This is a genomic window from Streptomyces sp. FH025, assembly GCF_017427025.1.
Classification (GTDB): Bacteria; Actinomycetota; Actinomycetes; order Streptomycetales; family Streptomycetaceae; genus Kitasatospora.
Genome location: NZ_JAFLNG010000039.1, coordinates 1 through 23,843 on the forward strand (window position 1 = coordinate 1; position 23,843 = coordinate 23,843).

Below are 23,843 nucleotides of genomic sequence, written 5' to 3' on the forward strand. Positions count from 1 at the left end.
CTGGAACTCCCCCTCGACAACGACTGGGGCCCCTCCCGGCAGACCACCGACCGTACGGCCGGCCGCCCCCACGGCGTCCCGGACCTCTCCGACCACGCGCGCCTCGCCCGGCTCGCCGACCGGCTCGGCTTCGCCGGCCTCTGGGTGCGCGACGTCCCGCTCTTCGACCCCGTCCGCTTCGGGGACGCCGGGACGGTCTTCGAGACCTTCACCCACCTCGGGCACCTCGCCGCCGTCACCGAGCACGCCGTCCTCGGCACCGCGGCCGTCGTCCTGCCGCTGCGCGAACCGCTGCTCGTCGCCAAGGCCGCCGCCACCGTCGACGCGCTCTCCGGCGGCCGGATGCTGCTCGGTCTCGCCAGCGGCGACCGTCCCGTCGAGTACCCGCTCTTCGGACGGGACTTCGAGGCCCGCGGCGCCGCCTTCCGCGAGGGATTGCACACCCTGCGCGCCGCCTGGCGACCGGGCCCGCTGGAGCTGCCCGGGGCCGGGCTCGGCTCGGACTTCCAGCTGGAGGTCCTGCCGAAACCGGCGGAGGCGGCGGGCATCCCGATCGCCGTCGCCGGCGGCGCCCAGCAGACGCCCGAGTGGATCGCCGAGCACGCCGACGCCTCGCTCAACTACCCCCGCGACCTGGGAGCGCTGCGCCTGCGGACCCGCCAGTGGCGCGAACTCGCCGGGGAGAAGCCGTACATGACCCCGATGGTGCTCACCCTCCAGGAGGACCCGGACGCCCCGGCCCGTCCGATCCGGCTCGGCCTCAGCACCGGCCGCAACGCCCTGATCGAGCACCTGGAGACCATGGCGCTGTTCGGGGTCTCGCACGTCTCCTTCAATCTGCGACCCAACGACCGGCCGGTGGAGGAGCTGCTGCAGGAGCTCGCGGAGTACGTCCTGCCGCGTTTCCCCACATCCGTCGCGTAGAGCCTGGGCCGACCTCGTCGGACCACGGCGTCGGCGTGGCCGGGTACGAGTCGCCGCGGAGACCGGAGGGCGTAGGACCAAAAGCCGATGGCCCTCCGGCCTGCGCGCGGGTGGAATGGCCGGATGGATCATGCACGACACCCCGAGCAGCCGTACGCCGGCCTCACCGCCGCCGAGCGGTCCGGCTACCTCGACCGCATCGCCCTCCCCGACCCCGGAGCGCCCTCCCCGGAGGCGCTCGCCCGGCTCCAGCTCGCGCACCTGCGCACCGTCCCGTTCGAGAACCTGAGCATCCACCTCGGCGAACCCGTCGTCCTGGACCCCAGGGCCCTGCTGGCGAAGGTCGTGACCCGTCGCCGGGGCGGCTTCTGCTACGAACTCAACGGCGCCTTCGCCGAGTTGCTCACCTCACTCGGCTACCGGGTGAGCCTGCTGGCCGGCCGCGTCTACGACGGCGAGCGGCCCGGCCCGCCGTTCGACCACCTCGCGCTGCGGGTGGACCTCGACGAACCGTGGCTGGTCGACGTCGGCTTCGGCCGCTTCAGCCGCCACCCGTTGCGCCTCGACGAGCGCGGCGAACAGCACGACGCCCACGGAACGTTCACCATCGCCCCGGTCGGCGGACACGGAGACCTGGACGTCCTGATGAACGGCGAACCGCAGTACCGCCTGGGCCTGCGCCCGTACGAGCGGGACGACTTCAGGCCGACCTGCTGGTGGCAGACCACCTCGCCGGACTCCCACTTCACCCGCTCGACGACCTGCTCGATGCTCACCGCGGACGGCGGCCGGGTGACCCTCAGCGGCAACCGCCTGATCACCACCACCCCGGCCGGCGAGCGCACCGAGTCGACCCTCACCGACGACGAGGCCCTCGCCGCCTACCACACCCACTTCGGGATCAGGCTGGATCGCCTCCCGGCACCCCCGGGGAGCCCGTTGGCGTCGTGACCGTCTGTCCGACCGCCGCGCCAGGCACCTCGTCCTCACCGCCGAGGGCAGCGCCCTGCGTGAACGGCTCCTCGAACTCCTCACCCAGGACTCGCCCCTGGCCGCTCTCACCCCCGGGCAGCAACGCGCCCTCCGGAACCTGCTGGAGAAGACCGCCACCCGTCCATAGGGCGACAACCACTGCGGGTCACACATCGGGCCTCACCGCCGCCGTCGTCACCGGCGGCACCAACCTGCCGCAACGCCCCCGTCATCGGCGTGGGATGGGTACGCCTGCGGAGCGGAGTCTGGCCTCGGTGAGCGCGGTCAGGCGGGCCGAGACCGGGGCCCGGTCCCCGCGGTGGTTGTTGATCAGCCGGTACTGGGTGGAGGCCTTGGTCCAGGCCCGCTGGCTGGCGGGGTCTCCCAGCAGCGCGGGGTTGGCGAGGTAGTGGTCGGCCATGGCGGTCGCGAGTTCCTCGATCCTCGGGTCGTCCGGTTCCCAGGTCTCGGCCTCCTGGCCGCGCTTGGCCAGGTCGATGTACTCGGGGTCCTCCAGACGGTGTTCGAGCTGGGTCAGGAAGCCGTCGAAGCCCTCCGGCGCCAGGACCCGGGCCAGTACCAGGGCCTCGCGCTGCGCGGCCACGTAGTCGGGGCCGAAACCGAGGCCGGGCATCCGGTCCAGGATCGCGCAGGCGCGCTCGGGCAGCAGGGCCCGGTCTCCTTCGGCGAGCCGGTGCAGCGTGTCGAGGCGCGCGGTCAGCTCCGCGATCCGTTCGGTGAGCCGCCGTTCGACGTCGGCGAGGGCGTCGGCGAACCGGCCGGCGTCGGCGTCGAGCAGCGGCCCGATCTCGGCCAGCGGCACCCCGGCGGCGGCCAGCGTCCGGACCTGCACCAGCCGCAGCAGTTCCTCCGATCCGTACCGCCGGTAGCCGGAGGCGTCGCGCCGCGGCTCGTCGACCAGCCCGTGCCGGTGGTAGTGCCGCACCGTCTTCACCGTGACGCCGACGAACCCCGCCGCCTGCCCGATCGTGACCCCGCTCGCCATCCGCTCATCCTGCCTTCGTGCTCGGGCTCGGCCACGACGCACAGCGTGGCCGAGCAGGTGGAGGGGCCGCGCCGAGCCCGTCCGGCCCGGCGCGGCCCCGGTTCGCGTTCCGTCCGACGCACGGCCGGAGGACGCACGACCGGAGGGCGCCTCCCCCGAAGCGTACGGGCCCCGGACGTTCAGCCCGTCGGCCGTGCCGGATCGACCTGCCCGCCGCCGAACACCGCGCTGACGAGCCGCTGTTGGGCGCTCTGGAATGCCGGTGCCAGGGACATGTCGGCGTCGTCCACGTAGGTCAGCCCGGCGGTCAGGGTCGTGCGGCCGTCCGGAGTGCCGTACATCAGCGCCGCCGAGCCGATGGTGGCGCCGTTGTGGTGGAAGACGGTGCCGCCGCCCTGGCCCAGGTCCTGCGCGAACACCCCCAGGCCGTAGCCGATCGTCGCCTCCGGGGTGCGCATCTCGGTGAGCAGTCCGGGCGGCAGGAGCCTGCCGCCCATCAGTGCGGAGAAGTACGTGTGCAGGTCCTTGGTGGTCGAGATCATGTCACCGCCGGCCGCAACCCAGGAGGGGTTGTGGCGGGTGACGTCGACCGTCTTCTCCTGCCCGGCGTCCTCGTAGCGGTAGTAGCCGTGGTTGTGCGGCTCGGGGATCTCCGGCGAGGTGCCCGGGGCCACGGTGCCGGTCATCCCCAGCGGCCCCAGGATCAGCCGCTGCAGCTCCTCGGCGAACGACCGGCCGGTGACGCTCTCGATCACCAGCCGGGCCAGCACGTAGTTGGTGTTGGAGTAGCTCCAACCCGACCCCGGCGCGAACCGCGCCGGCCTGGACAACGACAGCCGCACCAGCTCCTCGGGCAGGTAGGTGTGGAACCGCTTGTCCACCCACTCCTTGCCCCGCCAGGGGACCCCGAGCGCGACCGTCCCGTCCTCGTGGAGCTCGCCGGTGTGGCTGAAGATCCCGCTGGTATGCTGCAGCAGCATCCGCACCGTGATCCGCCGGTCCAGCCCGAACCCGGGCAAGTAGTCACCGGCCGGGGTGTCCAGGCCGATCCTGCCCTCGGCCACCAGCATGAGCACCGAGGCCGCGACGAAGTTCTTGGTGGTGCTGCCGATGCGGAAGTGCCCGTCGGTCAGCGGCTTGGCGCCCTGTCCCAGCTCGCGCGCCCCGGCGCTGCCGACCCACTCGCCCTGCTCGTCGTTCACCCGCAGCTGCACCCCGAGAAGACCGGACTCGACGATCTCCTCGATCGCCTTCTGCAGCTCCGGGCGATCCTGCTCCTGACCGGGAAGGGTGATGAACATCCTGCTCCTTCGGATCCGCTGTGCCCGCATCGGTGTCGGGCCGTTGCAGCGAGCCTCCACCCTGACCCAAGGTCAACCTCAACCGTGTTCCAGCTCACAGCCGCCGGCCGCCGACGCAACGATCACGCCGACGCACTGGCCCCGGGCTCGCGCCCGGGGCCAGTGCGTCGGCGTGTAGGTCCGACTCGGACCAGATGGCTTGGCTGTCCGCCGCTCCGTCACTCCTCACGTCTCCTTCCCCCAGCCCCCCGGGCCCTCCCGGAGGAGACGAAGTGCGCCGCTCAGGCCGTCAGTGCCTGGGCGAGGGCCTCGAGACCGTCGCGGTAGATGCCCGCGAACAGGTCCTCCGCCTCGGTCTCGCTCACACCGTCGGGAGCAAAGCGGCCGGACCACTGCACCTCCGCGAGGTCCTCGCGCCCGGGAACGGTGTGGACGCGGAGGGTGGAGACGTAGCCGGTGACGGGGAAGGGCGCCTGGAGGATGGCGTAACTGTAGTGCCGCTCGGTCTCGTTGAAGTCGACGAGGCGCTCGATGATGACCTCGCCCTCGGGGTTCTTCAGCCGACGGACCCGGCCGCCCTCGAGTGCGGTGCTCTCGGGGATGTAGGGGAGCCAGTCGGGCAGGGCGTCGAAGCCGCCGATCAGGCTCCACACCTTCTCGGGAGAGGCGGGGACGACGCGGCTGACGGAAGTGGAAGCCATGGTCTTTTCTCCTTGGTTCTGGTGCTGGGGAGTTGCCGTGCCGGGATTCAGGCGCCCGCGGGCAGCGGGGCGGCCGGGCTGACGAGGCCGGCCGCGCGCAGGTCGTGCCAGAACGCGGCCGGAACGTTCTCGTTGAGGGCGGCGGTGTCCTCGGCGATGCGGCTGGGCCTGGTGGCGCCGGCGACGACCGCGGCGGTCACCGGGTGGGCGAGGGAGAACTGGAGGGCTGCGGCCTTGATGGACACGCCGTGCCGCGCGGCGAGGTCCTTGAGCCTGGTGACGCGCTCGATGATGTGCGCCGGGGCCGCCTGGTACTCGAAGTGGGTGCCGCCGGCGAGGATGCCGGAGCTGTAGGGACCGCCGACGACCATGTCGACGTTCTGCTCCTGGGCCATGGGGAGCAGGCGCTGGAGGGCGTGGTCGTGGTCGAGGAGGGTGTAGCGGCCGGCGAGGAGGAAGCCGTCGGGCTTGGGCTCGTCGAGGGCGAGGGTGAGTTCGATCGGCTCGGTCTTGTTGACGCCCAGGCCCCAGGCCTTGATGACGCCCTCGTCGCGCAGGCGGGACAGGACGCGGAAGGCGCCGGTGCGGGCCTCCTCGAACTTGCTCAGCCACTGGTCGCCGTGGAAGTCCTGGGCGATGTCGTGGACCCAGACGATGTCGAGGCGGTCGGTGCCCAGGCGCTTGAGGCTGTCCTCGATGGAGCGTTCGGTGGCCTCGGCGGTCCAGACGTGGAGCATCTTGTTGGGGTTGCCGTGCTCGAACAGGCCGCCCTTCTCACCAAGGTCGCGCTCACCCTCCTCCTTCTCGTCGAGGATGACGCGTCCGACCTTGGTGGACAGCACGTAGGCGCCGCGCGGCTTGGTGGACAGCACCTCACCCAGGCGCTCCTCGGCGAGGCCGGCGCCGTAGAAGGGAGCGGTGTCGTAGTAGCGGACGCCCTGGTCCCAGGCGGCCTCGACGGTGGCGCGGGCCTCCGCGTCGGGGATCGCGCGGAACATGTTGCCGAGGGGTGCGGTGCCGAAGCCGAGCTTGCCGGGAAGGATCTTCTTGAGGGACATGACCGTGCCTTTGCGGGCGGGGTGGGCAGGTGGCCCACCGAGATGTGCGGCGCTTGCAGTAGATGTAAGCGCGCCTTACTTGCATCGACAATACTTGCAGGCGCTGCCTAATGCAAGGAGGCTGCACCCCCGGGCCTCATGAGCAGTACGCCAATTTGCCTATAGCATTTAGGTAACTGCAAAATGGTTGTCGCCGAATGGGAGGAAGGCTATGGTTCGAGTAGGGCTGACCCCGGAGCGCCTGACCCGGGCGGGGGCGGAACTGGCCGACGAGGTCGGCTTCGACGAGGTGACCATCTCGGCGCTCGCGCGGCGGTTCGACGTCAAGGTCGCGAGCCTGTACTCGCACGTGAAGAACTCCCAGGACCTCAAGACCAGGATCGCCCTGTTCGCGTTGGAGGAGCTCGCCGACCGGGTCGCCGACGCCCTGGCCGGGCGGGCCGGCAAGGACGCCCTGGCCGCCTTCGCGGACGCCTACCGCGACTACGCCCGGGAGCACCCGGGCCGCTACGCCGCCGCCCGGCTCAGGCTCGATCCCGAGACGGCGGCCGCCAGTGCGGGGGTGCGGCACGCCCAGATGACGCGGGCGATCCTCCGTGGCTACGACTTGACGGAGCCGGACCAGACGCACGCGGTCCGGATGCTGGGCAGCGTGTTCCACGGCTACGTCAGCCTGGAACTGGCCGGGGGCTTCGACCACAGCCAGCCCAGCGCGCAGGAATCCTGGGCCTGGATCCTGGACTCCCTCGACACTCTGCTGCGGAACCGCGCTGCGTGCTGACCCGATGAGGGCCGAACCGCGCCAGGCGGTCCGCCGCGCCGACCACCGGCGCATCCGACACCGAGAAACCTTGAGCGAGACCGACGATGAACAGCGAGCACGACCGGATCACCACACCCGTCACCGCGGACATGCTGCGCGGCCAACTCGACCTGGAAGCGACCGCGCACGGCCTGCTGCCGCACCGGTTGCCCGCCCGCGCCCGGCGGCAGATCCCCGACGACCAGCTGGCCGTGGCCGAGGCCCAGCCCTCCGGTGTGCGGTTGGCCTTCCGTACCCGGGCCACGAGCATCGAGCTGGACACCCTGCCCACCAAGCGGGTCTACCGCGGCTTCCCACCGCCCGCCGACGGCGTGTACGACCTGCTGGTCGACGGCCGGCTCACCGCCCAGGCCACCGTCGCAGGCGGCAACGTACGCACGATCACCGACATGGTCACCCAGTCCTCCGAGCTGTCCGAGGGGCCTGTCGGCACCGCCCGGTTCACCGGTCTGCCGGGGCACGACAAGAACATCGAGATCTGGCTCCCGCACACCGAGATCACCGAGCTGATCGCCCTGCGCACCGATGCCCCCGTCGAACCGACGCCGGGCGACGGGAACAAGGTGTGGCTGCACCACGGCAGTTCCATCAGCCACGGTTCCAACGCCGCACACCCGACCGGCACCTGGCCGGCGCTGGCGGCCGCCCGCGGCGGCGTGGAACTCGTCAACCTCGGGTTCGGCGGCGGCGCGCTGCTGGACCCGTTCACCGCCCGCGCGATGCGGGACACGCCCGCTGACCTGATCAGCCTGAAGATCGGCATCAACGTCGTCAACAGCGACGTGATGCGCCTGCGCGCCTTCTTGCCCGCCGTGCACGGCTTCCTCGACACCGTCCGCGAGGGGCATCCGAGCACGCCGCTGCTGGTCGTGTCGCCCATTCTGTGCCCGGTCCAGGAGGACACTCCCGGCCCCCTCATGCCCGACTTCTCCACCGGCACCTTGCGGTTCAAGGCCACGGGCGATCCGGCCGAACGCGCCGCCGGGCGCCTCACGCTCAACGTCATCCGTGACGAACTCGCCCGGATCGTCGAACAGCGGGCAGCCGACGACCCGAACCTGTACTACCTCGACGGCCGCGAGCTGTACGGCGAGAAGGACTACGCCGAATTCCCCCTGCCCGACGAGATCCACCCCGACCCCGCGACCCACCGCCGCATCGGCGAGAACTTCGGGCGGCTCGCGTTCGGCGACGGTGGCCCCTTCGCCGCCGAAACCGGCGGGCTTGCACCTCACGCGACGTCAGGGGGCATCGTTGGTGCATGAGCAACGACCAGACGTGGAAGGTCGGAGCGCTCGCTGAGGCGAGCGGCCTGACTGTTCGTACCCTGCACCACTGGGACCAGATCGGGCTTCTCAGTCCGTCCAGGCGTACAGCCGCCGGGCACCGCGAGTACACCGAGCGGGATGTGATCCGCCTGTATCAGGTGCTCGCGCTGCGCCGTCTCGGGCTGGGGCTGGAGAGCATCGCCACGTGCCTGGACGTCGGAGTCGACCCGGTTCGGCTGGTGAGCGAGCACCTGGCCGGCGTCGAAGCCTCCATCGCGTCCCTGGAAGCCCTGAGGCAACGACTGGCCCACATCCACGGCGAGCTGGTCTCCGACCGGGCACCCGAGATCTCCACGTTGATCGGCGCGCTCCGGACGATGGGCGGCGCGGGACCGGAGGGCCGGCAGGCGCTGCGGCGCCACCTCGACGACGACCAGATACGGACCCTGCACGACCGGGCGGCAGGGCTGGGTCCTGCCGCCCACTACCTGCTGGAGGTCGAGTGGCCGGAGCTGTACCGCAGGGCCGAGGCGCTGCGGACCGCCGGGGTGGATCCGGCGGCGCCCCAGGTGAGGAAGCTGGTGGCACGCATGGATGAGCTGGCCTCGCTGTTCACCGGGGGTGACAGCGGCGTCTCGGCCGCGGTGCGGTCCGCCTGGCGGTACGAGCCGGCCGCGATGTCCGGCGACCCGACGGCTCCGGCCGACGCCTGGCACGACCTGACCACCTACCTCGACCACGCCCGCTCCACCACATGACCGTTCGTTCCGATGGTCCTTTCCCCGTTCGACCCTTCCCAGAGGAGTGTTCGTGACCCGCCGCCTTCGCATCGGCATCTCCGTGTCCGCCGTCCTGCCCACCCTCATCACGGCTCTGGTCGTCCTCACGGCCCTGACGATCGGCGGGATGCTGCCGTGGACCGTTCTCCCCGCCGTCGTTCTGGCCCTCGCCGTCCAGGCACTCGTCACGTTCATCCGGCTCGGACGCGTCACGGATGGCGCGGTGCGGCACGACGGCGGGGTGAACACCGTCTGACGCGGCACCGCTGATCCACGGTGACCTCGCGATCTCGCGCCGGGCGGCACTCCGGCGCCTGCCCGCGGCCCGCTCCGAGGCTGGCGCCGGCACCGGCTCGCCGTGAAGAATCACCCCCCATGCGCATCCTGATCGTCACCACCGGCTCCCGCGGGGACGTCGCGCCGTTCACGGGCCTGGGCCGGCGCCTGATGGACGCCGGGTACCGGGTCGCCGTGGTCGCCCATCCGACGTTCGCGGGGCTGATCGAGTCCTGCGGCCTGGAGTACCGACCGCTGCCCGGGGACCCGGAGGAGCTCATCCGCGCCAGAGCCCATGCGACGTCCCCGCAGGAGACCCGCGCGCTGATGGCCGCGTTCGTGGACGGCCTCGCCGACGGCGTGGCGGACGCCGTGGCGGGCGGAGCCGACCTGCTGCTCACGGCCTTCGCCCCGTCACCGCTCAGCCGGACGGCGGGGGAAGCCTACGGCGTGCCCGTCCTCGGCACGTACCTCACGCCCGCCTTCGCCACCAGGGAGTTCCCGCTGCCCGGCCCCGCCGGCGGCGACGACCTGGGACCGGAGGGCAATCTCGCCGCCGGCCGGGAGCGGCTCCGGAGCGCGGAGCGGCTGTTCTCGGGCGCCGTGGCCCGGATGCGCGAGCGCCTCGGCCTTCCCGGCACGACGTCGCCGGAGCCGCTCGGGCACACCCGTCCGGTCGTCCACGGCTACAGCCCCCTGGTGGTGCCGCGCCCGGCGGACTGGCCGGCCCCGGTTGACGTGGCCGGCTTCTGGTGGCCCGCCCGGCCGGCAGGCTGGCGGCCTCCGGCCGAACTGGTCGACTTCCTCCAGGCCGGTCCGGCCCCGGTGTTCATCGGTTTCGGCAGCATGGCCTCCGGCGAGGGTGAGCGGCTCGGTGAGCTGGTGACGGCGGCGGTGCGGCGGGCGGGTGTGCGCGCGGTGGTCCAGGCGGGCTGGGCCGGACTGGAGGCGGCGGGCGACGGCATCCTCTCCGTCGGTGACCTGCCCCATGACTGGCTGTTCCCCCACGTGGCCGCCGCCGTCCACCACGCCGGAGCGGGTACCACCGGCGCCGCGCTACGCGCCGGGGTCCCCGCCGTACCGGTACCCGTCATGGCCGACCAGCCGTTCTGGGCGGCACGGCTGCACCGGCTGGGAGTCGCCCCGGAGCCCGTGCCGTTCGCGGACCTCACCCCCGAGCGCCTCGCCACCGCGATCACGGCCGCCCTGGCCGAGCCGGTCCGCCACCGCGCGGCCGCCGTCGGCTCGCTCATCGCGGCCGAGGACGGCGCCGGCACCGTCCTCTCCCACATCGCCCGGATCGACGAGAACCTCAGCCACTGAGCCCCGCCTCCCGTCGACGGCCCGGAGGGATGTCGCGGGATGTCGCACAGCAGGTGCGGCGGATCGGCCCGTCGGACCACTCCGTCGGCTTCCTCGCCCGCTGGCCGGTCCCCGGTCGGCCGTCGGCGGCCGGCCGGGGACACGTGCGGGAGCGGTCAGTTGAGGAACGCGGTGCCGCCGCCGAAGCAGGTGCTCTCCCAGGCCTTGACCGGAGGCTGGAGGGCGCCGGTGCCGTAGGGGTCGGCGGTGAAGGTGTGGACGGCCTGGTGGCCGCCCGTGCAGGTGGCGCCGACGCTGCCGTAGTCGGTGAAGAGCGCCAGATCGGTCTTGCCGTCCCCGTTGTAGTCACCAGCGGTCAGGAACCTGGTGCCGGTGGTCCAGCCGAAGGTCTCCCAACGCGGGACCAGGCCGCTGACGAAGGTGGCGCTGCCACCGGGGTCGGCGGTGAGGGTGAGCAGGCTCAGGTGGCCGGCGCCATGGTCGTAGAGCAGGGCCAGGTCGCTCTTGGTGTCGCCGTTGAAGTCGCCGGAGACCACGGCCGTGGTGCCGCCGCCGAAGCAGGTGCTCTCCCAGGCCTTGACCGGGGCCCGGAAGGTGCCGCTGCCGGACGGGTCGGCGGTGAAGGTGTGGACGGCCTGGTGGCCGCCCGTGCAGGTCGCGCCGACGCTGCCGTAGTCGGTGAAGAACGCCAGATCGGTCTTGCCGTCCCCGTTGTAGTCACCGGCGGTCAGGAACTTGGCGCCGGTGCCCCAGCCGGAGGCGTCCCACTGCGGCACCAGGCCGCCGAAGCCGCCCGCCGGGTCGGAGGCGAGGGTGAGCAGCCGGACGTGGCCGGCGCCGTAGTCGTACAGCAGCGCGAGGTCGCTGCGCCCGTTCCCGCGGAAGTCCCCGGCGGTGAAGGCCTTGGTTCCGCTGCCGAAGCAGGTGCTCTCCCAGGCCGTCCGGGCGGGCTTCCCGGCCGGCCACTCGACGATCACGGTGTGGCTGCCGTCGGTGCAGCTGGCGCCGACGGTGCCGAAGTCGTAGAAGGCGGCGAGGTCGGCCTTGCCGTCGCCGTCGAAGTCGCCGGAGGCGGTGAACTTCGGTCGTCCGAGCCCGCACGGGTCGTCCGAGCGGTTCGTCAGGCCGCCGAGCGCGCCGGTGTAGTCCGGCAGGGCGGCCAGGCCGAAGACACTGGTGTGCTCGGCGCCGCTCTGCGGGCAGCCGGCCACCGGGTCGCTCGGCCCGTGGTCGTAGAAGAGGGAGATGTCGCTGATGCCGTCGCCGGTGTGGTCGTTCGGGGCGGTCGGCTTCGGCACGGTGTCGACGAAGTGCGTCTGGCTGTCGAGCAGGCCGTTGGTGGCGGTGGTGACGTCGGACGGGGAGAGGGCGGCCGAGTCGTTGTAGTAGACCCAGGCGATCCGCTCATCCCAACTGCGGGCGTGGCCAGTCGAGTTCAGGTCGATGAACCACGCGTTGAAGTCGATGTTCATGGGCTCGCGCGGCGAGTACCGGGCCGGCGCGGTGGAGTAGACGCTGCCGTCCAGGTAGAAGGTGGTGGTGCCGTTCCAGACCGTGGTCTGCAGGGTGTGCCAGCCCTGGAGGGAACGCCCGGTGTGGACGTTGTTGTCGTCCCCGGAGCCGTGGTAGGCCGTGGTGTTGTACGAGGCGCCGGGGTTGGCCTGGTCCCAGCCGCCGTGGGGCAGGTACTCGTGGTCGAGCTCGCTGTACTGCGGAGTCTCGGCGTTGGGCAGGTTCTGGTGGAACGGCGAGATCGAGTAGAAGCTCTGGACCGGGTGGTCGGTGCTGCCGTCGCCCACGGTGGCCTGGTCGGTGAAGTGGACGCGGGCGGCGTAGGTGCCCGCGTAGAACTTGCTCTGCGCGGTGTTGATCTGGGCCTGGCGGGTGCCGTCGACCGTTCCGTCGGTGGTGGCCCGCAGTTGCAGTGCCTGCCCGCCCGGTGCGGTGGGGTCGGACGGGAAGCTCACCGCGGCCGCGTCCCACTTCGCCGCGGGGCCCGGGCCGCCGGTGCCGGTCCGTACGGTCCAGCCGTGTGCGGCGAGGGCGGGGTCGTCGGGGCCGGTGTAGTGGAAGTCGTCGAAGAGCACGCCGTTCGGCGGGGCGGCGGGAACGGCGGGTGCGGCGGCCGCCGTGGGCGCGGCTGTCGCCGCCGGTGCGGAGGCGAGGCCGGCGGCCAGCAGGGCGGTGGCGAGCCAGGCCAGGCCTGCTCTTCGGGCGGATATGCGGGGCATCAGGTCTCCAGGAGCGGCGTACGGCGGTCGCGTGACGCGCAATCAAGTTCGCGCGCGACCCGCCGGATCCTATAGCCGAGGCGGATCCACCGCACGGGCCCGGTTCATCACCGAACTCCCCCGGGCCCCGGACCGCTTGGGTACCCGTTGTGGGTAAGGAGGCGGCGGACATGCACTGTGAACTCACCGCACTGGCCGCCCGCCTCACCAACCACGGCCTCGGCCTGGAGATGCCTAACTGACCGGCGTTGGGGCTAGAAGTTGATCCGCGGGCTCTGCACGTTCATGTAGTACTGCAACCCCGACCCGAAATCCGCCCAGAAGCCGACCTGCACCACCACGGGGTCCCCGGTCCTGCTGATGTCCATCGAGGGTATGTTGAAGTAGTGGTTTCCGGAGAGGCCAGGGACCCAACTGCCGGTCCACTTGTCGGCGCACCCGTAGTCATACAGCCACCTGCCGGTGAACACGTCCACGAGCTGCGCACAGGGATCGGACGGGAAGGCGTTGTTGACTCCGACCCCCGCGATGACCTGGGAACCGTTGACCTGGATGCAGGAATCTATGTTTGCGCCGCCCCAGTTCGCCCACGAGTGGTTGGGCGTGTTGTCGGAACGACACGCGAAGTTGTATTCCTGCGCGGACGCGGAGGGGGCGGCACACACGACGGTGGCCGCGGCGGCACCGATCGCAGTGGCCATGGAGAGAAGTCGCTTGAGCATGAGATCTCCTCTGTTCGTAAACGTGTCCCTTAAGGGCTGCGGAGGTACTTTTGGGCAGTTCCGGTCACGCTGGACTGTCAGGTAGGTCCACTGCGCCTCTCGGCTCGCTCGCTGTGTGCTGGCTGCGTTCGTGCGCCTCACCCGAAATATCAATCAGGCGGGTCGACTTCGGCCAGGCTGGCGGTGATCCCGAGCAGATCATGACATGGACACCTCCCCCGTGGGATGATAGCGGGAGACCGCCGCTGCCGGCAGGCCGTCGCGCGATCGGCGACGGCAATGCCCGCGCGGCCCTGGTGACCCTCATCGGCGCACTCGACCGCCGCCGTTACGGCCCCCTCGTGCGTAGGAAGTCGGACCCGCCGACTTCCTACGCAACGTCAACGAGGGCCGTGGGACGGGAGTGGAGTGGGGCCCCGGTGTCGTACGTCCGGACCGTTGACGAGCGCGCCGCGCCCCTCTACAACGGGGCACAGACCCCGGACACGGTAGGCCGTGCCGCGGCACGGCCTACCGGGGCGCCCCCGAGAGACCCTGAGGAGCACTGCCCATGGCTCCAGACGACGACAGCGGCTGCCCGGTGCTGGACATGACCGCCCGGGCCCCGCACCAGCAGAACGCGGAGCTCCGCTCCGCCGGGCCCGCCGTGCGGGTCGAACTCCCCGGCGGCATCATCGCCTGGTCCGTGACCCGAAGCTCGGTGATCCGCGCCCTGGCCGGCGATCCGCGGGTCTCCCGCGACCCGCGCAAGCACTGGCCCGCCCTGGCCTCGGTGCCCGAGGGATGGCCGATGGGGCCGATCGCGTTCCAGCGGAACTTCTTCAACCTCTACGGCGCCGAACACCGCTCGGGACGACGACGGTTGGCGCCCTCGTTCTCGCCCCGCCGGGTGTCCGCGCTGCGGCCCGGGATCGAGGCGACGACCGCCGCCCTCGTCGGCGCGTTCCGCGAACTCCGCCCCGGGGAGGCCGTGGACATCCGACGTGCCCTCTCGCTCCCGCTGACCATGACGGTGATCTGCGACCTCTTCGGCGTACCCGCCGACATGCGGCCCCGGATCGGCAGGGCGATGGACACCCTGCTCACGACGACGGCGACCACCGAGCAGATGACGGTCTCCCGAGCGGAGATGGACGTGGTGCTGGCCGAGCTGCTGGAGCTCAAACGACGCTCCCCCGGGCCCGACCTCGCCAGTGACGTGGCCGCCGTCAGCACCGGAGGCGAGACGGGCCGCAGCGAGGAGGAGTCCCGCGACACGCTCTTCCTGATGCTCGGCGCCGGGTACGAGACCGCGGTCAACCTCATCACCAGCGCGATCCAGGCGCTCCTCACCCACCCCGGCTACCTGGCCCAGGTCCGCGAGGGCGCCCTCGGCTGGGAGGACGTCATCGAGGAGACCCTGCGCTACGAGAGCCCGGTGATGCACATCCCGCTCCGCTACCCGCTGGAGGACGTCGACCTCGGCGAGGGCGTGGTCATCCGGCGCGGCGAGCCGATCCTGCTCGGATTCGGCGCGGCCGGCCGGGACCCGGAGGTCCACCCGGACCGGCCGGACGACTTCGACCCGACGCGCCCCGACAAGGAGCACCTGTCCTTCGGCCACGGCCCGCACTTCTGCCTCGGCGCACCCCTGGCCCGGCTGGAGGCAGAGGTGGCCCTGGACGGCCTCTTCAGCGCCTACCCCGACAGCGTCCTGGACCCGTCCGGCCCGGCGCCGGCCCGGGTGGAGTCCGTCATCGTCAGCGGCCCGTCCGAGCTCTGGATCGTCCCGACGCCCGCCGCGGCCGCACCCAAGGGGAAAGGGAGGGTCAGGGGCTGCCCTGTCCGGTGATGCGCAGCGCGACCGCAATGTGGCTGAACCCGGGGATGGGCGACCCGCCGGCCTTCTCGTAGCGCACGGCGTCAGCGATCCCGAGCTTCTCGCCGGTGGAGAGGGTCCTGTTCGCCGTCCACAGCAGCATGCGCAGGTTTTCGTTCTCGACGCCGAGGAGCGTGGCGGCGGGCTCCAGCGGCGCACCGGTGCCGACCCTCCAGTCGGCCACCGCGCCCCAGAAGCCGGCCACGGTGTCCCAGCAGATCGCGCTTCGGGGTCCGAGCAGCAGGCGTATCTCGTCGGGAGAGCGGAACATGTCGAGGCCGTGGGAGACGAGGTTCTGGAGGTTCTCCAGGAGCGTGGCGAGGAACTCGTACTCGGTCTGGCCCTTCAGCAACTCCTCGACGACCAGCAGGACCTCGGCGGTCGCGCCGCAGTCCCGCCGGGCCGCCCGGAACGCGACCTGTCGGCAGACGTCCAGGTCGTCGCCGTCGTCCACCGATCCTGGCCTCACACCCGCGAGTTCGATGAGCCGTCGTGATCTCCCGGCCTGCCGTCGGCGCCATGGGATTCTCATCGTGTCTCTTTCCGCTCGCAGCCGTGGCGATCACGGTCGCCCGTGGTCGGCCAGCATGACACGGCGTTCCGGGAGGCCGCTCAAGGGGATCGACGGCCGTGGGAGCCGAGGACGACCCGGCCGCACAGGATCTGCGACCGAGCCGAGGAACGTGCTCGGATCAGAGCACGAGGACCGGCCGGGTGGAGAGGTCCTCGCACACGTCGTCGCCCTCCGGGCCGTGGACGAACTCGGCGAGGAAGGGATTGCGGTTGGCCGTGGCCAGGGGCAGCCACCCCAGCAGGTGACCGTAGCCGCCGCACGCCGACTCGCCGCCGTCACCGCCGTGCACCGCGGTGACGTCGCTCGTCAGCTCCATCCGGTACGTGTCGTACGCGATGCGCAGGCCCAGGTGGCTCAGTTGGTGCTGCGGGCCGGTGGGATCGTCGTACGGGATCCGGTCGAGGGGGCAGTCGTCGCCCCAACGGAACAGGGTGTTCGCCCCGGCTCCGCAGGCGTGCTCCCACTCGTCGGAACTCGGCATCCGCAGGCCGCGAGCCGCGAGCACGGCCGGCATGTCGGCGGGAAGCTCGGTCAGGTCCTCGTCCTCCACCGCCATGAGCACGGTCTCCAGGGTGACGCGCCGACGCGGGCTGAGCACCTGCGCGAGGTGGGCCCGCAGGTCAGGGCCGTACCCGAAGCCCTGCTCCAGGCTCTCCCGGTAGTCGGCGGCCTGCTCGGGCGTCGGCTGCCAGGCGTCGAGGTCGAATCCGAGCGTCACGGCGCCGCCGGGTACCAGGGCGAACTCCTGTGCGCCCCGCTCGATCCGCACCTGGTGCATCCGGACGCCGAGGCACTCGACGGCTTCGACGGCTTCGACGGCGACCACGCGACCATCCGCGAGATCGGCTGCGCGGTGTGCGACTCGGCGGGCGGTCGACAGGTCGAACGATCGCCACTGGTCGAAGGTGAGGTCGGCGAGGGACATGTGCCGCAGTCTTCCATGACGGCATGACAGAGCCCCTGCCAGGACCGTCTTCGGGCTTCGGGAGGAGCGCCGAAGGAGCGACCGGCTGGACGGTGGGGCCCGCCACGCGGACCCCACCCGTGCTCTCCCGGAAACCGGTGCCGGGGCGTTGAGCGCTATGGGAACGCGACGGCTGTGGCCGCCTTCTCGTCAGCGAGCCGCGCCGGTGACGATGAGTGAGACGTTCTGTCCGCCGAAGCCGAAGGAATTGCTGAGCACAGCCTCCTGGGGGACGTCTCGTCGCTCCGTGACGACATCGAGATCGATGTCGGACCCGACGCCTGCCCCGGCGAGGTTGCGGGTCGGCGGGATGATGCCGTGCTCCACGCTGAGGACGGCGATGAGCGCCTCGATCGCACCGGCCGCGCCGAAGAGATGACCAAGTGCCGCCTTGGGGGCCGTCACGGTGGCGCGGCCGAAGACCTCCCTGATCGCGTGCGCCTCGGCGACGTCGCCGGTCGGAGTTCCGGTGGCATGGGCGTTGATGTGACTGATCTGCTCGGGAGCCAGACCGGCTTGCGCGAGGGCCTTGCGCATGGCGGACACCTGGCCGGAGCCGTCGGGGGCGGGTGCCGTGATGTGGTGGGCGTCGGCGGCGATACCGGCTCCCGCGAGCACCGCGCGCACGCGCGCGCCCCGGGCGGCGGCATGCTCGGCGCTTTCGAGCACCACGACGGCGGCGCCCTCACTGAGGACGAATCCGCTGCGGTCCGCGGCGAACGGCCGGGACGCGGAAGCGGGTTCGGCGGTGTACCGCGACAGCGCCTGAGCCTGGGCGAAGCCGGCGACGGTGATCGGGGTGATCGCGGCCTCGGTCCCGCCCGCGATGACCACGTCCGCCTCGCCGGAGCGGATGAGCCTCGCACCCAGGGCGATCGCCTCGGCACCGGAGGAGCACGCCGAGACCGGCGTGTAGACCCCGGCCCGTGCGCCGTATTCGATGCTGATCAGCGCCGCCGCCGCGTTGGGCATGAGCATCGGCACCGTGCGTGGCGAGACGCGCCGCGTCCCGGCCGACTCCAGTGTGTCGTCCTCCTTCAGCAGCGTCCGTACGCCTCCGATGCCCGTGCCGATCGCCGAGGCGAGCCGCTCCGGATCCACCCCCGGGGCACCGGCATCGGCCCAGGCCTCGGCCGCCGCGACGAGGGCCGCCTGCTGCGAGCGGTCGAGCCGCCTGGCCTGCACCGGCGGCAGCGACTCGGCGGGGTCGATCGCCATCGTCCCCGCGGCGGCGTCGGGAAGGCCGACCCCCTCGTGGTCGCGCAGGACGCCGCCGCGGATGCCCGACTCGCCGGCGAGCAGGGCTTTCCAGGTGGACTCCACGTCTGCGCCCAGCGGTGTGATCGCGCCGAGTCCGGTCACGACGACTTCAGTGCGGTGCATGCCCTTCACCCTTTCTTGTATGCGATACAAGCTAACAGGCCTAGTTGTATCACATACAATTCGGGTGTGGAGAAGAAGCGAACCGAAGCCCGATCGACACCGGCCCGATCAACGTCGACCCGCTCCCGTGACCGTGGTCGCGCAACGAGACGCCAGCTGATCGAGGCGACCGCACGGCTGTGCAAGGAGCGGCCCGGCGCCGAGGTGAGCGTCGCGGAGATCGCGAACGCGGCGGGCGTCTTCCCCAACCAGGTCACCTACTACTTCGGCTCCAAGGACTCGCTGCTCGTGCACGCCGCCTTCCTCGGCCTGCTGCACGACGCCCGGCGGATCGAGCGCATCGGCCGCCAGGCCCCCGACGCGGCGGCGTTCCGGCGCAACATCGCCCGCGCCGTCCTGGCCATGCCCTCGCTCCCGTCGGTCGCGCGGGCACTCGCCGCCGGGATCTCCAAGCCCGAACTCGCCCCCGTGGTCGACCGGCACCTCCAGCTGTTGTTCCGGCAGTCCGAGCGCTTCATGAGCCAGCTCGTCGACGCCCGCGGCTGGAGCGCCCGCCGCCCGCTCGACGTGGAGGCCAGGACGTTCTGGAGCACCGCGATGGGCGCGGTGCTGCTCGTCCGCGCCGGGGCGCACGGCACCAACGCCGACCTCGACCTCGCCGGAGCACTGACCATCCACGACGAACCCGAGCGCGGCTGAGCCCAGCCGAGCGGGCCCGCGGCGAAAGCGTGCGCTGTTCCCGCCCGACGGCGTGCTCTGTTCCCGCCCGACGGCGGCCTTGTCGCGGCCCGAGGACCGGCTCGCGGCAGGGGCCGGCCGGCGTCGGGCGGGGTGGAACGGGGTGTCGAGCCGCCGGCTATGCGACGGTGCTGCGGTCGGGCGCGAGCATCACTTCCAGATCGGTGTAGAAGCGGCCGGAGGCGCAGGGCTTGCCCAGCAGGATGCGGCGGGCCGCCTCGGCGGTGAGCGCCCCTCCGAGGGCGACTCCGGAGGCGAGCTGCGGCCAGCTGCTGAGTGTCTTGCCGATCTGCGGGATGGCGGCGGCGATTTCGGGGCTGACGCGCTGGACGTCGACCATGGCGAGGATCAGGGCCACCGTCTCCTCGAAGGACAGGTCGGTCAGGTCCTCGGAGGTGGTCCCGCCGAGCCGGCCGCGCAGGAGGGGCCGGTCGGGTTCCAGGTCGAAGCGTTCGATGTCCAGCAGTCCTCGGTCGTTGGCGTCCATCACGACGGGTACGCCCAGGGCCCGGGCCTTCTCACGGGCGGCGAGCTTGACCCAGGGGGTGTCGCACTCCTCGACAAGCAGGTCGATCGGGCCTCCCCCGCCGGTGAAGAAGTCGTCCATCGTCTCGCCGGTCAGCCCGCCGGGGTGGATCTCGATGTCCAGGTAGGGATCGATCTCGAACATCTGGCGGGCGGCTATGACCGCCTTGTTGGCTCCCAGGTCGTGCACCCCGGCGCGGAGCCGGTTGAGGTTGGACAGGCCCAGGCTGTCGAAGTCGGCGAGCTTGAACGCGCCGCCGATGCCCTCCATCACGAAGGTGAGCGCGGCGCTGCTGCCGACGGACAGGCCGATGATCCCCACCCGCCGCTCCAGCAGGCGCCGCTGCTCGGGGCGTTCGATCTTGCCCCGGTTGCGGTCGGTGCGCACCAGCCGGAACTCCTTGCGGGGCAGCAGGTGCACCAGCCGCCCGGACCAGGGGTACCAGGCCCAGGTGCCGTACTCCCAGAGGTCCGCCCCGGCGAGCTGCCGGTCCTTGGCCGCGCGCAGGGCCTCGGGGTCGAACCGCTGCGAGGGTTCACGGCTGCGGATGAGCTCTTCCAGCTGGGTGTCGAGGGTGTCGCAGACCTCGCGGACCTGTCCGGACTCCAGCAGCGCGGCCAGCCCGTCCCGGTCCGTACCGTTCTGCGGCCGGTACAGAACCGGCCGCCAGCTGTCCGTGGACGGCGACCCGATGGACCGGAGACGCCCCAGGGCTTCCGGAGCCGGCCGCCGATCCGGCGCGGGCTGCTCCAGCCGCACCGTCTCCGGCTCCGCGACGATGCCGGGGAACACCCCTTCGAGACGGCTCACCAGTGAGGAGTGCTCGCCCGCGCCGTCGGCCGTCCGCTGGAACATGATGAGGACCTCCTCCGTGTACCGGTCCACGTACCTGCGGGTGTCCTCCACCGGCCGGAACCCGAACCGCCGGTGGAACCCGTCCTGCCCGTCCGCGGTCCCCGACGTCCCGATCATCGCCTTCGCACCCAGCGAGCGGGCCGCGGCGATCACCATCGCGTTCAGGTACACGCCCAGGCCCAGCTTGCGCGCGTCGTGTTCCACGACCAGACGGCTGTGCTCGAACGTTGCCTCAAGCGGCAGCCCTTCCGCCTCCAGCAGTTCCTGGAAGGGGCCGGAACCGAGGAACGCCTCGGTCTGGAGCACGCGGCCGGGAGCCGGAGAACACAGGCGGACGTAGCCCAGCACGCGACCGTCCGCCTGACGTCTGCCGATGAAGTGCCAGGCACCGTAGTCGAGTTCCTGGTCGTCCGGATGCGAGCCGGTGGTGTCGCGGAACGCCGGCCGCCTGCCGCCGTCGAACAGGATGCGCGCCCGAAGCTCACGGACACGGCGGACCAACTCGACCGCGCCCCCGGAGCCGTTGGGGATGTGGAAGGCCGTCACGTGCCAGGGCAGCTCCGGCGTCGACTCACTGGATGACATCAGTTCCCTCATGAGCGAAGAAGGACGACCACGGAAGGGGAAGGGCGACCATCGCTCACCAAAGGTCCACGAGTCGCGATGATTTGACCGATAATCAGCATAACTCCTTCACATCGGTTCGCACCTACCCCACGGCACCTCCCTTCGCCTCAAAGGGCCTTCGGTGCACGACTGTTGCCGTTCGCGGACGCTGCCTGGCCGCCGCGGGGAGGCGTGGTCACCGCGCGCACTCGCCCGGTTGCGGGCCCGTGGGGATCAGTAGAGGAAGGGTGGCTCGGGCAGGGTCGGGGCGTTGTGCACGGCCAGGTCGACGCCCGGGGAGCGCCCCATCAGCTTCGCGGAACCGATCCACAGGTACATGAGGAGATGACTCGCCGATCCGCAGGACGCGGACGCTCAGTCCCCGGGCGGCGGCCGCGCGGCGGACCCGCCACAGTGGAGGGATGGACGAAGTGCGGACCCACCCGGTGCGGAGGCTGGCCGTGCTGCGGCACGCGAAGTCCGCGTGGCCCGACGACGTCGCGGACGTCGACCGGCCGCTCGCCGAGCGTGGGCGGCGCGACGCTCCCGAGGCGGGCCGCTGGCTGCGCGATCGAGGTCTGCTGCCGGACCGGGTGGTCTGCTCACCGGCGCGCCGGACCCGCGAGACCTGGAACCTGGTGGCCGCGCAGTGGGACCGCGTGCCGCCGGTCGACTTCGACGCCCGGGTGTACGGCGCCGGGACGGACGGTCTCGTCCAACTGGTGCGCGGGCTGGATCCGCGGGCGGTGACCGTCCTGTTGATCGGGCATCAGCCCGCGGTGCAGGAGCTGGTCCTGCGTCTGGCAACCGACGCGGCCGGTGCGGAGCTGGACCGGCTGCGGGAGAAGTTCCCCACCAGCGGGATCGCCGTGCTGGAACTCGACGGCCCGTGGAGCGGGCTGAGGGAGGGCGCGGCCCGGCTGGTCGACTTCATCGTGCCCCGAGGCCCCCGCAGCTGACGGCGAACCGAAGCGGGGGCGGCCGGCCTCGGTGGTCGAGGAAATTCAGCCGAAATGCGCTGAGAGCGACCGAGGTGACGGTTCGCGGTACGGAGGGTAGCCCGAATTCCGGGCGGCGGATCCGTCGGCCCCGTCCGGAGATTTCGGGGGATTCGGAAATTCTCTCGGCAGTGTCTCCCTGGAGTTGCCGATCCTTCGGAACCCGCTTTGATTGGTTGGAGGGGCAGATTCCCCCACAGCGGTCGAGGACGCCCGTGCCTGCGCGCGCACCGGCACATGGTGACGTGTGGTGACGCGTGACGGCACCGGCGGTTCCGTGACCGATCCCTGCCCGCCAGGCCGCGGAAATCCCCGATCCCGCTACGCCACGCCTCGAATTCCGCTTCCGTCGACGCGCTCATGGCCGAGGGGCGGGGAATCCCCGATCCAAGGCAAATTGTGCACATAGCGTCAAATTCCCCATAAGGTGGATACTGCGGACGAAGCGGATATATGTTTGACGTAGCTTCAGATCCAGCCTAGACACCTGGAGAAGGCCGTGATCAGGAACAAGAAGCTGCCGAAGCGCTACACACCTCCCACCGTCGCCAAGGTCGGCCGCTTCAGCAAGGACACGGACGGAACCATCCACGTGTCGAAGGACGCCAGCACCCCGGGCTTCAAGAAGTCCTAGTAACACCGACAGGTGACGTCACACCCGGCCCCGCACCGGACCTCGCCCCCGCGGCAGCTGCGCACGGGCGCAACCGTCGGCGCGGGGCCGGAACCACACACCTTCCGCCCACCCTGTCGGACGGCGGGACGGGCCACCGACCCGATACCTGGTGGTCAGGCAGGTGAGGCAAGTGCAAGCGGTGAACGACGGCCTCGTGGTCTTCCCGGACTCCCCGGGCGGCGCCTGGGCCCACCGCCGGATCGGCGCCGGGCTGCCGCAGACGGTGGCCCACCCCTCCGGACGGCCCTGGCTGGCCGGCTCCTGGGCACCCGAGGACCTGGTGGTGACCGAGGCCGGCCCGGTGCGGGTCACGGCGTACGGCCTCACGGCGGTCACGGCGGAGCGGCTGACCGCGCTGGCCCGGCCGGTGCGCGACCTGCCGGACCTGGACGAGCTCGCCCACCGGCTTCCCGGCAGCGCCCACCTGGTGGCATCGGTCCACGGCCAGGTGCGTTTCCAGGGCACCGTCACCGGGACCCGCTGCGTCTTCGCCACGACCCTGGACGGCGTGCCGCTCGCCGCCGACCGGGCCGACACGCTGGCCCGGGTGACCGGCGCGCAGCCGGACGAGGACCTGCTCGCGGCCGTCGTGACGTACGGAATGCTCTTCGCCCCACTGAGCGAGCGCAGCTCGTGGCGCGGCGTGCACCAGGTGCCCGCGGACTCCTACCTCGCGATCCCCCGTGACGGCGCGGCCCGCACGGTGCACTGGTGGCACCCGCCGCAACCCGACCTCCCCCTGGTATCCGGGGCGGCCCGGGTCCGCGAGGAACTGCGCGAGGCCGTGGCCCAGCGGCAACCGCACCGCGGCAGGCTGTCCGCGGACCTGTCGGGCGGCATGGACTCCACCTCGCTGTGCTTCCTCGCCACCGAGCACCGCCCCGACCTGCTGATCCTCCGCCGGACCGGCGGCAGCGTGCTCAACGACGACCCGCGCTACGCCGCCCGCGCCGCAGGTCTGCTGGAACACGCCGAGCACCTGCTCGTGCCGGACACCGACGCCCCGCCGCTCTACGCCCCGCCCTACTGGACGCCCGACACGGAGGCCCCGCGCACCCTCACCCGCGGCATGAACGCGATCCACGCCGGCAACCGCCTGCTGGTCGAACACGGCGCCACCCGGCACCTGACCGGGCACGGGGCCGACGAACTGTTCACCGGCAGCGCCGCCTACCTGCACTCGCTCTTCCGCCGCCGACCGGTGACCGCCCTGCGCCGACTGCGCGCCCACCGCGCACTGCACCACTGGCCACTGGCCACTGGCATCCAGCCTGGCCGGAC

22 protein-coding genes are annotated in these 23,843 nt (G+C 71.7%); 12 read left to right on the forward strand and 10 right to left on the reverse strand.

The window, feature by feature from the left end; translation table 11 throughout:
- A partial coding sequence (locus J0670_RS05065) for a TIGR03571 family LLM class oxidoreductase (RefSeq protein ID WP_207810020.1) occupies window positions 1–924 on the forward strand: 924 nt, incomplete at its 5' end.
- 123 nt (window positions 925–1,047) lie between these two features.
- Window positions 1,048–1,875 (forward strand): arylamine N-acetyltransferase, encoded by an 828-nt coding sequence (locus tag J0670_RS05070; protein ID WP_207810022.1) that lies wholly within the window; start codon window positions 1,048–1,050, stop codon window positions 1,873–1,875.
- A 250-nt stretch (window positions 1,876–2,125) separates the two neighbouring features.
- On the opposite strand, the gene J0670_RS05075 is transcribed toward J0670_RS05070, so the two are convergent.
- The 4 genes from J0670_RS05075 to J0670_RS05090 form a co-directional block, all read right to left on the reverse strand.
- Window positions 2,126–2,902, reverse strand: coding sequence for a MerR family transcriptional regulator (locus J0670_RS05075; protein WP_207810024.1), 777 nt, complete (start codon window positions 2,900–2,902; stop codon window positions 2,126–2,128).
- A 179-nt stretch (window positions 2,903–3,081) separates the two neighbouring features.
- On the reverse strand, window positions 3,082–4,203 hold the full coding sequence (locus tag J0670_RS05080; RefSeq protein WP_207810026.1) for a serine hydrolase: 1,122 nt from the start codon (window positions 4,201–4,203) through the stop codon (window positions 3,082–3,084).
- 281 nt (window positions 4,204–4,484) lie between these two features.
- A complete protein-coding gene (locus tag J0670_RS05085; RefSeq protein ID WP_207810028.1) occupies window positions 4,485–4,904 on the reverse strand; it encodes an SRPBCC family protein in 420 nt (139 codons plus the stop codon).
- Window positions 4,905–4,951: 47 nt separating this feature from the next.
- Window positions 4,952–5,962: an aldo/keto reductase gene (locus J0670_RS05090; protein ID WP_207810030.1), complete on the reverse strand. Its 1,011-nt coding sequence runs from the start codon at window positions 5,960–5,962 to the stop codon at window positions 4,952–4,954.
- 211 nt (window positions 5,963–6,173) lie between these two features.
- On the opposite strand from J0670_RS05090, the gene J0670_RS05095 reads away from it, so the two are divergent.
- The 5 genes from J0670_RS05095 (at window position 6,174) to J0670_RS05115 (ending at window position 10,431) form a co-directional block, all read left to right on the forward strand.
- Window positions 6,174–6,743: a TetR/AcrR family transcriptional regulator gene (locus tag J0670_RS05095; RefSeq protein WP_207810031.1), complete on the forward strand. Its 570-nt coding sequence runs from the start codon at window positions 6,174–6,176 to the stop codon at window positions 6,741–6,743.
- 86 nt (window positions 6,744–6,829) lie between these two features.
- Window positions 6,830–8,050, forward strand: coding sequence for a GDSL-type esterase/lipase family protein (locus J0670_RS05100; protein WP_207810033.1), 1,221 nt, complete (start codon window positions 6,830–6,832; stop codon window positions 8,048–8,050).
- Entirely contained in the window at window positions 8,047–8,811 is a 765-nt protein-coding gene (locus J0670_RS39835; RefSeq protein WP_207810035.1) for a MerR family transcriptional regulator, read from the forward strand. The genes J0670_RS05100 and J0670_RS39835 overlap by 4 nt, the downstream gene beginning before the upstream one ends.
- A gap of 52 nt (window positions 8,812–8,863) precedes the next feature.
- Window positions 8,864–9,088, forward strand: coding sequence for a hypothetical protein (locus J0670_RS05110; RefSeq protein WP_207810037.1), 225 nt, complete (start codon window positions 8,864–8,866; stop codon window positions 9,086–9,088).
- A gap of 119 nt (window positions 9,089–9,207) precedes the next feature.
- Entirely contained in the window at window positions 9,208–10,431 is a 1,224-nt protein-coding gene (locus tag J0670_RS05115; protein ID WP_207810039.1) for a glycosyltransferase, read from the forward strand.
- A gap of 155 nt (window positions 10,432–10,586) precedes the next feature.
- On the opposite strand, the gene J0670_RS05120 is transcribed toward J0670_RS05115, so the two are convergent.
- Window positions 10,587–12,662: an FG-GAP-like repeat-containing protein gene (locus J0670_RS05120; protein WP_207810041.1), complete on the reverse strand. Its 2,076-nt coding sequence runs from the start codon at window positions 12,660–12,662 to the stop codon at window positions 10,587–10,589.
- Window positions 12,663–12,916: 254 nt separating this feature from the next.
- Window positions 12,917–13,384 carry a hypothetical protein gene (locus J0670_RS05125; RefSeq protein WP_207810042.1) on the reverse strand — a complete coding sequence of 156 codons (468 nt, stop codon included), beginning with the start codon at window positions 13,382–13,384 and terminating at the stop codon, window positions 12,917–12,919.
- A gap of 550 nt (window positions 13,385–13,934) precedes the next feature.
- On the opposite strand from J0670_RS05125, the gene J0670_RS05130 reads away from it, so the two are divergent.
- Window positions 13,935–15,215 carry a cytochrome P450 gene (locus tag J0670_RS05130; protein ID WP_207810044.1) on the forward strand — a complete coding sequence of 427 codons (1,281 nt, stop codon included), beginning with the start codon at window positions 13,935–13,937 and terminating at the stop codon, window positions 15,213–15,215.
- On the opposite strand, the gene J0670_RS05135 is transcribed toward J0670_RS05130, so the two are convergent.
- The 3 genes from J0670_RS05135 to J0670_RS05145 form a co-directional block, all read right to left on the reverse strand.
- Complete coding sequence (locus tag J0670_RS05135; RefSeq protein WP_207810045.1) at window positions 15,193–15,696, reverse strand: hypothetical protein; 504 nt, start codon at window positions 15,694–15,696, stop codon at window positions 15,193–15,195. The two genes, J0670_RS05130 and J0670_RS05135, sit on opposite strands and share 23 nt — an antisense overlap.
- A 238-nt stretch (window positions 15,697–15,934) precedes the next feature.
- Window positions 15,935–16,741 carry a hypothetical protein gene (locus tag J0670_RS05140; RefSeq protein ID WP_207810047.1) on the reverse strand — a complete coding sequence of 269 codons (807 nt, stop codon included), beginning with the start codon at window positions 16,739–16,741 and terminating at the stop codon, window positions 15,935–15,937.
- Between the two features lie 189 nt (window positions 16,742–16,930).
- On the reverse strand, window positions 16,931–18,163 hold the full coding sequence (locus J0670_RS05145; protein ID WP_207810049.1) for a beta-ketoacyl synthase: 1,233 nt from the start codon (window positions 18,161–18,163) through the stop codon (window positions 16,931–16,933).
- 66 nt (window positions 18,164–18,229) lie between these two features.
- On the opposite strand from J0670_RS05145, the gene J0670_RS05150 reads away from it, so the two are divergent.
- Complete coding sequence (locus J0670_RS05150) at window positions 18,230–18,862, forward strand: TetR/AcrR family transcriptional regulator C-terminal domain-containing protein (RefSeq protein WP_207810051.1); 633 nt, start codon at window positions 18,230–18,232, stop codon at window positions 18,860–18,862.
- Between the two features lie 157 nt (window positions 18,863–19,019).
- Here J0670_RS05150 and J0670_RS05155 read toward each other — a convergent pair whose 3' ends face one another.
- The gene (locus J0670_RS05155; protein WP_207810052.1) at window positions 19,020–20,867 is read right to left on the reverse strand and encodes a GNAT family N-acetyltransferase; all 1,848 of its coding nucleotides are present in this window, start codon (window positions 20,865–20,867) and stop codon (window positions 19,020–19,022) included.
- Between the two features lie 443 nt (window positions 20,868–21,310).
- Here J0670_RS05155 and J0670_RS05160 point away from each other — a divergent pair, with 443 nt between their 5' ends.
- The 3 genes from J0670_RS05160 to J0670_RS40165 form a co-directional block, all read left to right on the forward strand.
- On the forward strand, window positions 21,311–21,847 hold the full coding sequence (locus tag J0670_RS05160; RefSeq protein WP_207810054.1) for a histidine phosphatase family protein: 537 nt from the start codon (window positions 21,311–21,313) through the stop codon (window positions 21,845–21,847).
- A 538-nt stretch (window positions 21,848–22,385) separates the two neighbouring features.
- On the forward strand, window positions 22,386–22,520 hold the full coding sequence (locus tag J0670_RS05165; RefSeq protein ID WP_207810055.1) for a lasso RiPP family leader peptide-containing protein: 135 nt from the start codon (window positions 22,386–22,388) through the stop codon (window positions 22,518–22,520).
- A gap of 172 nt (window positions 22,521–22,692) precedes the next feature.
- A partial coding sequence (locus J0670_RS40165; protein ID WP_307806385.1) for an asparagine synthase-related protein occupies window positions 22,693–23,843 on the forward strand: 1,151 nt, incomplete at its 3' end.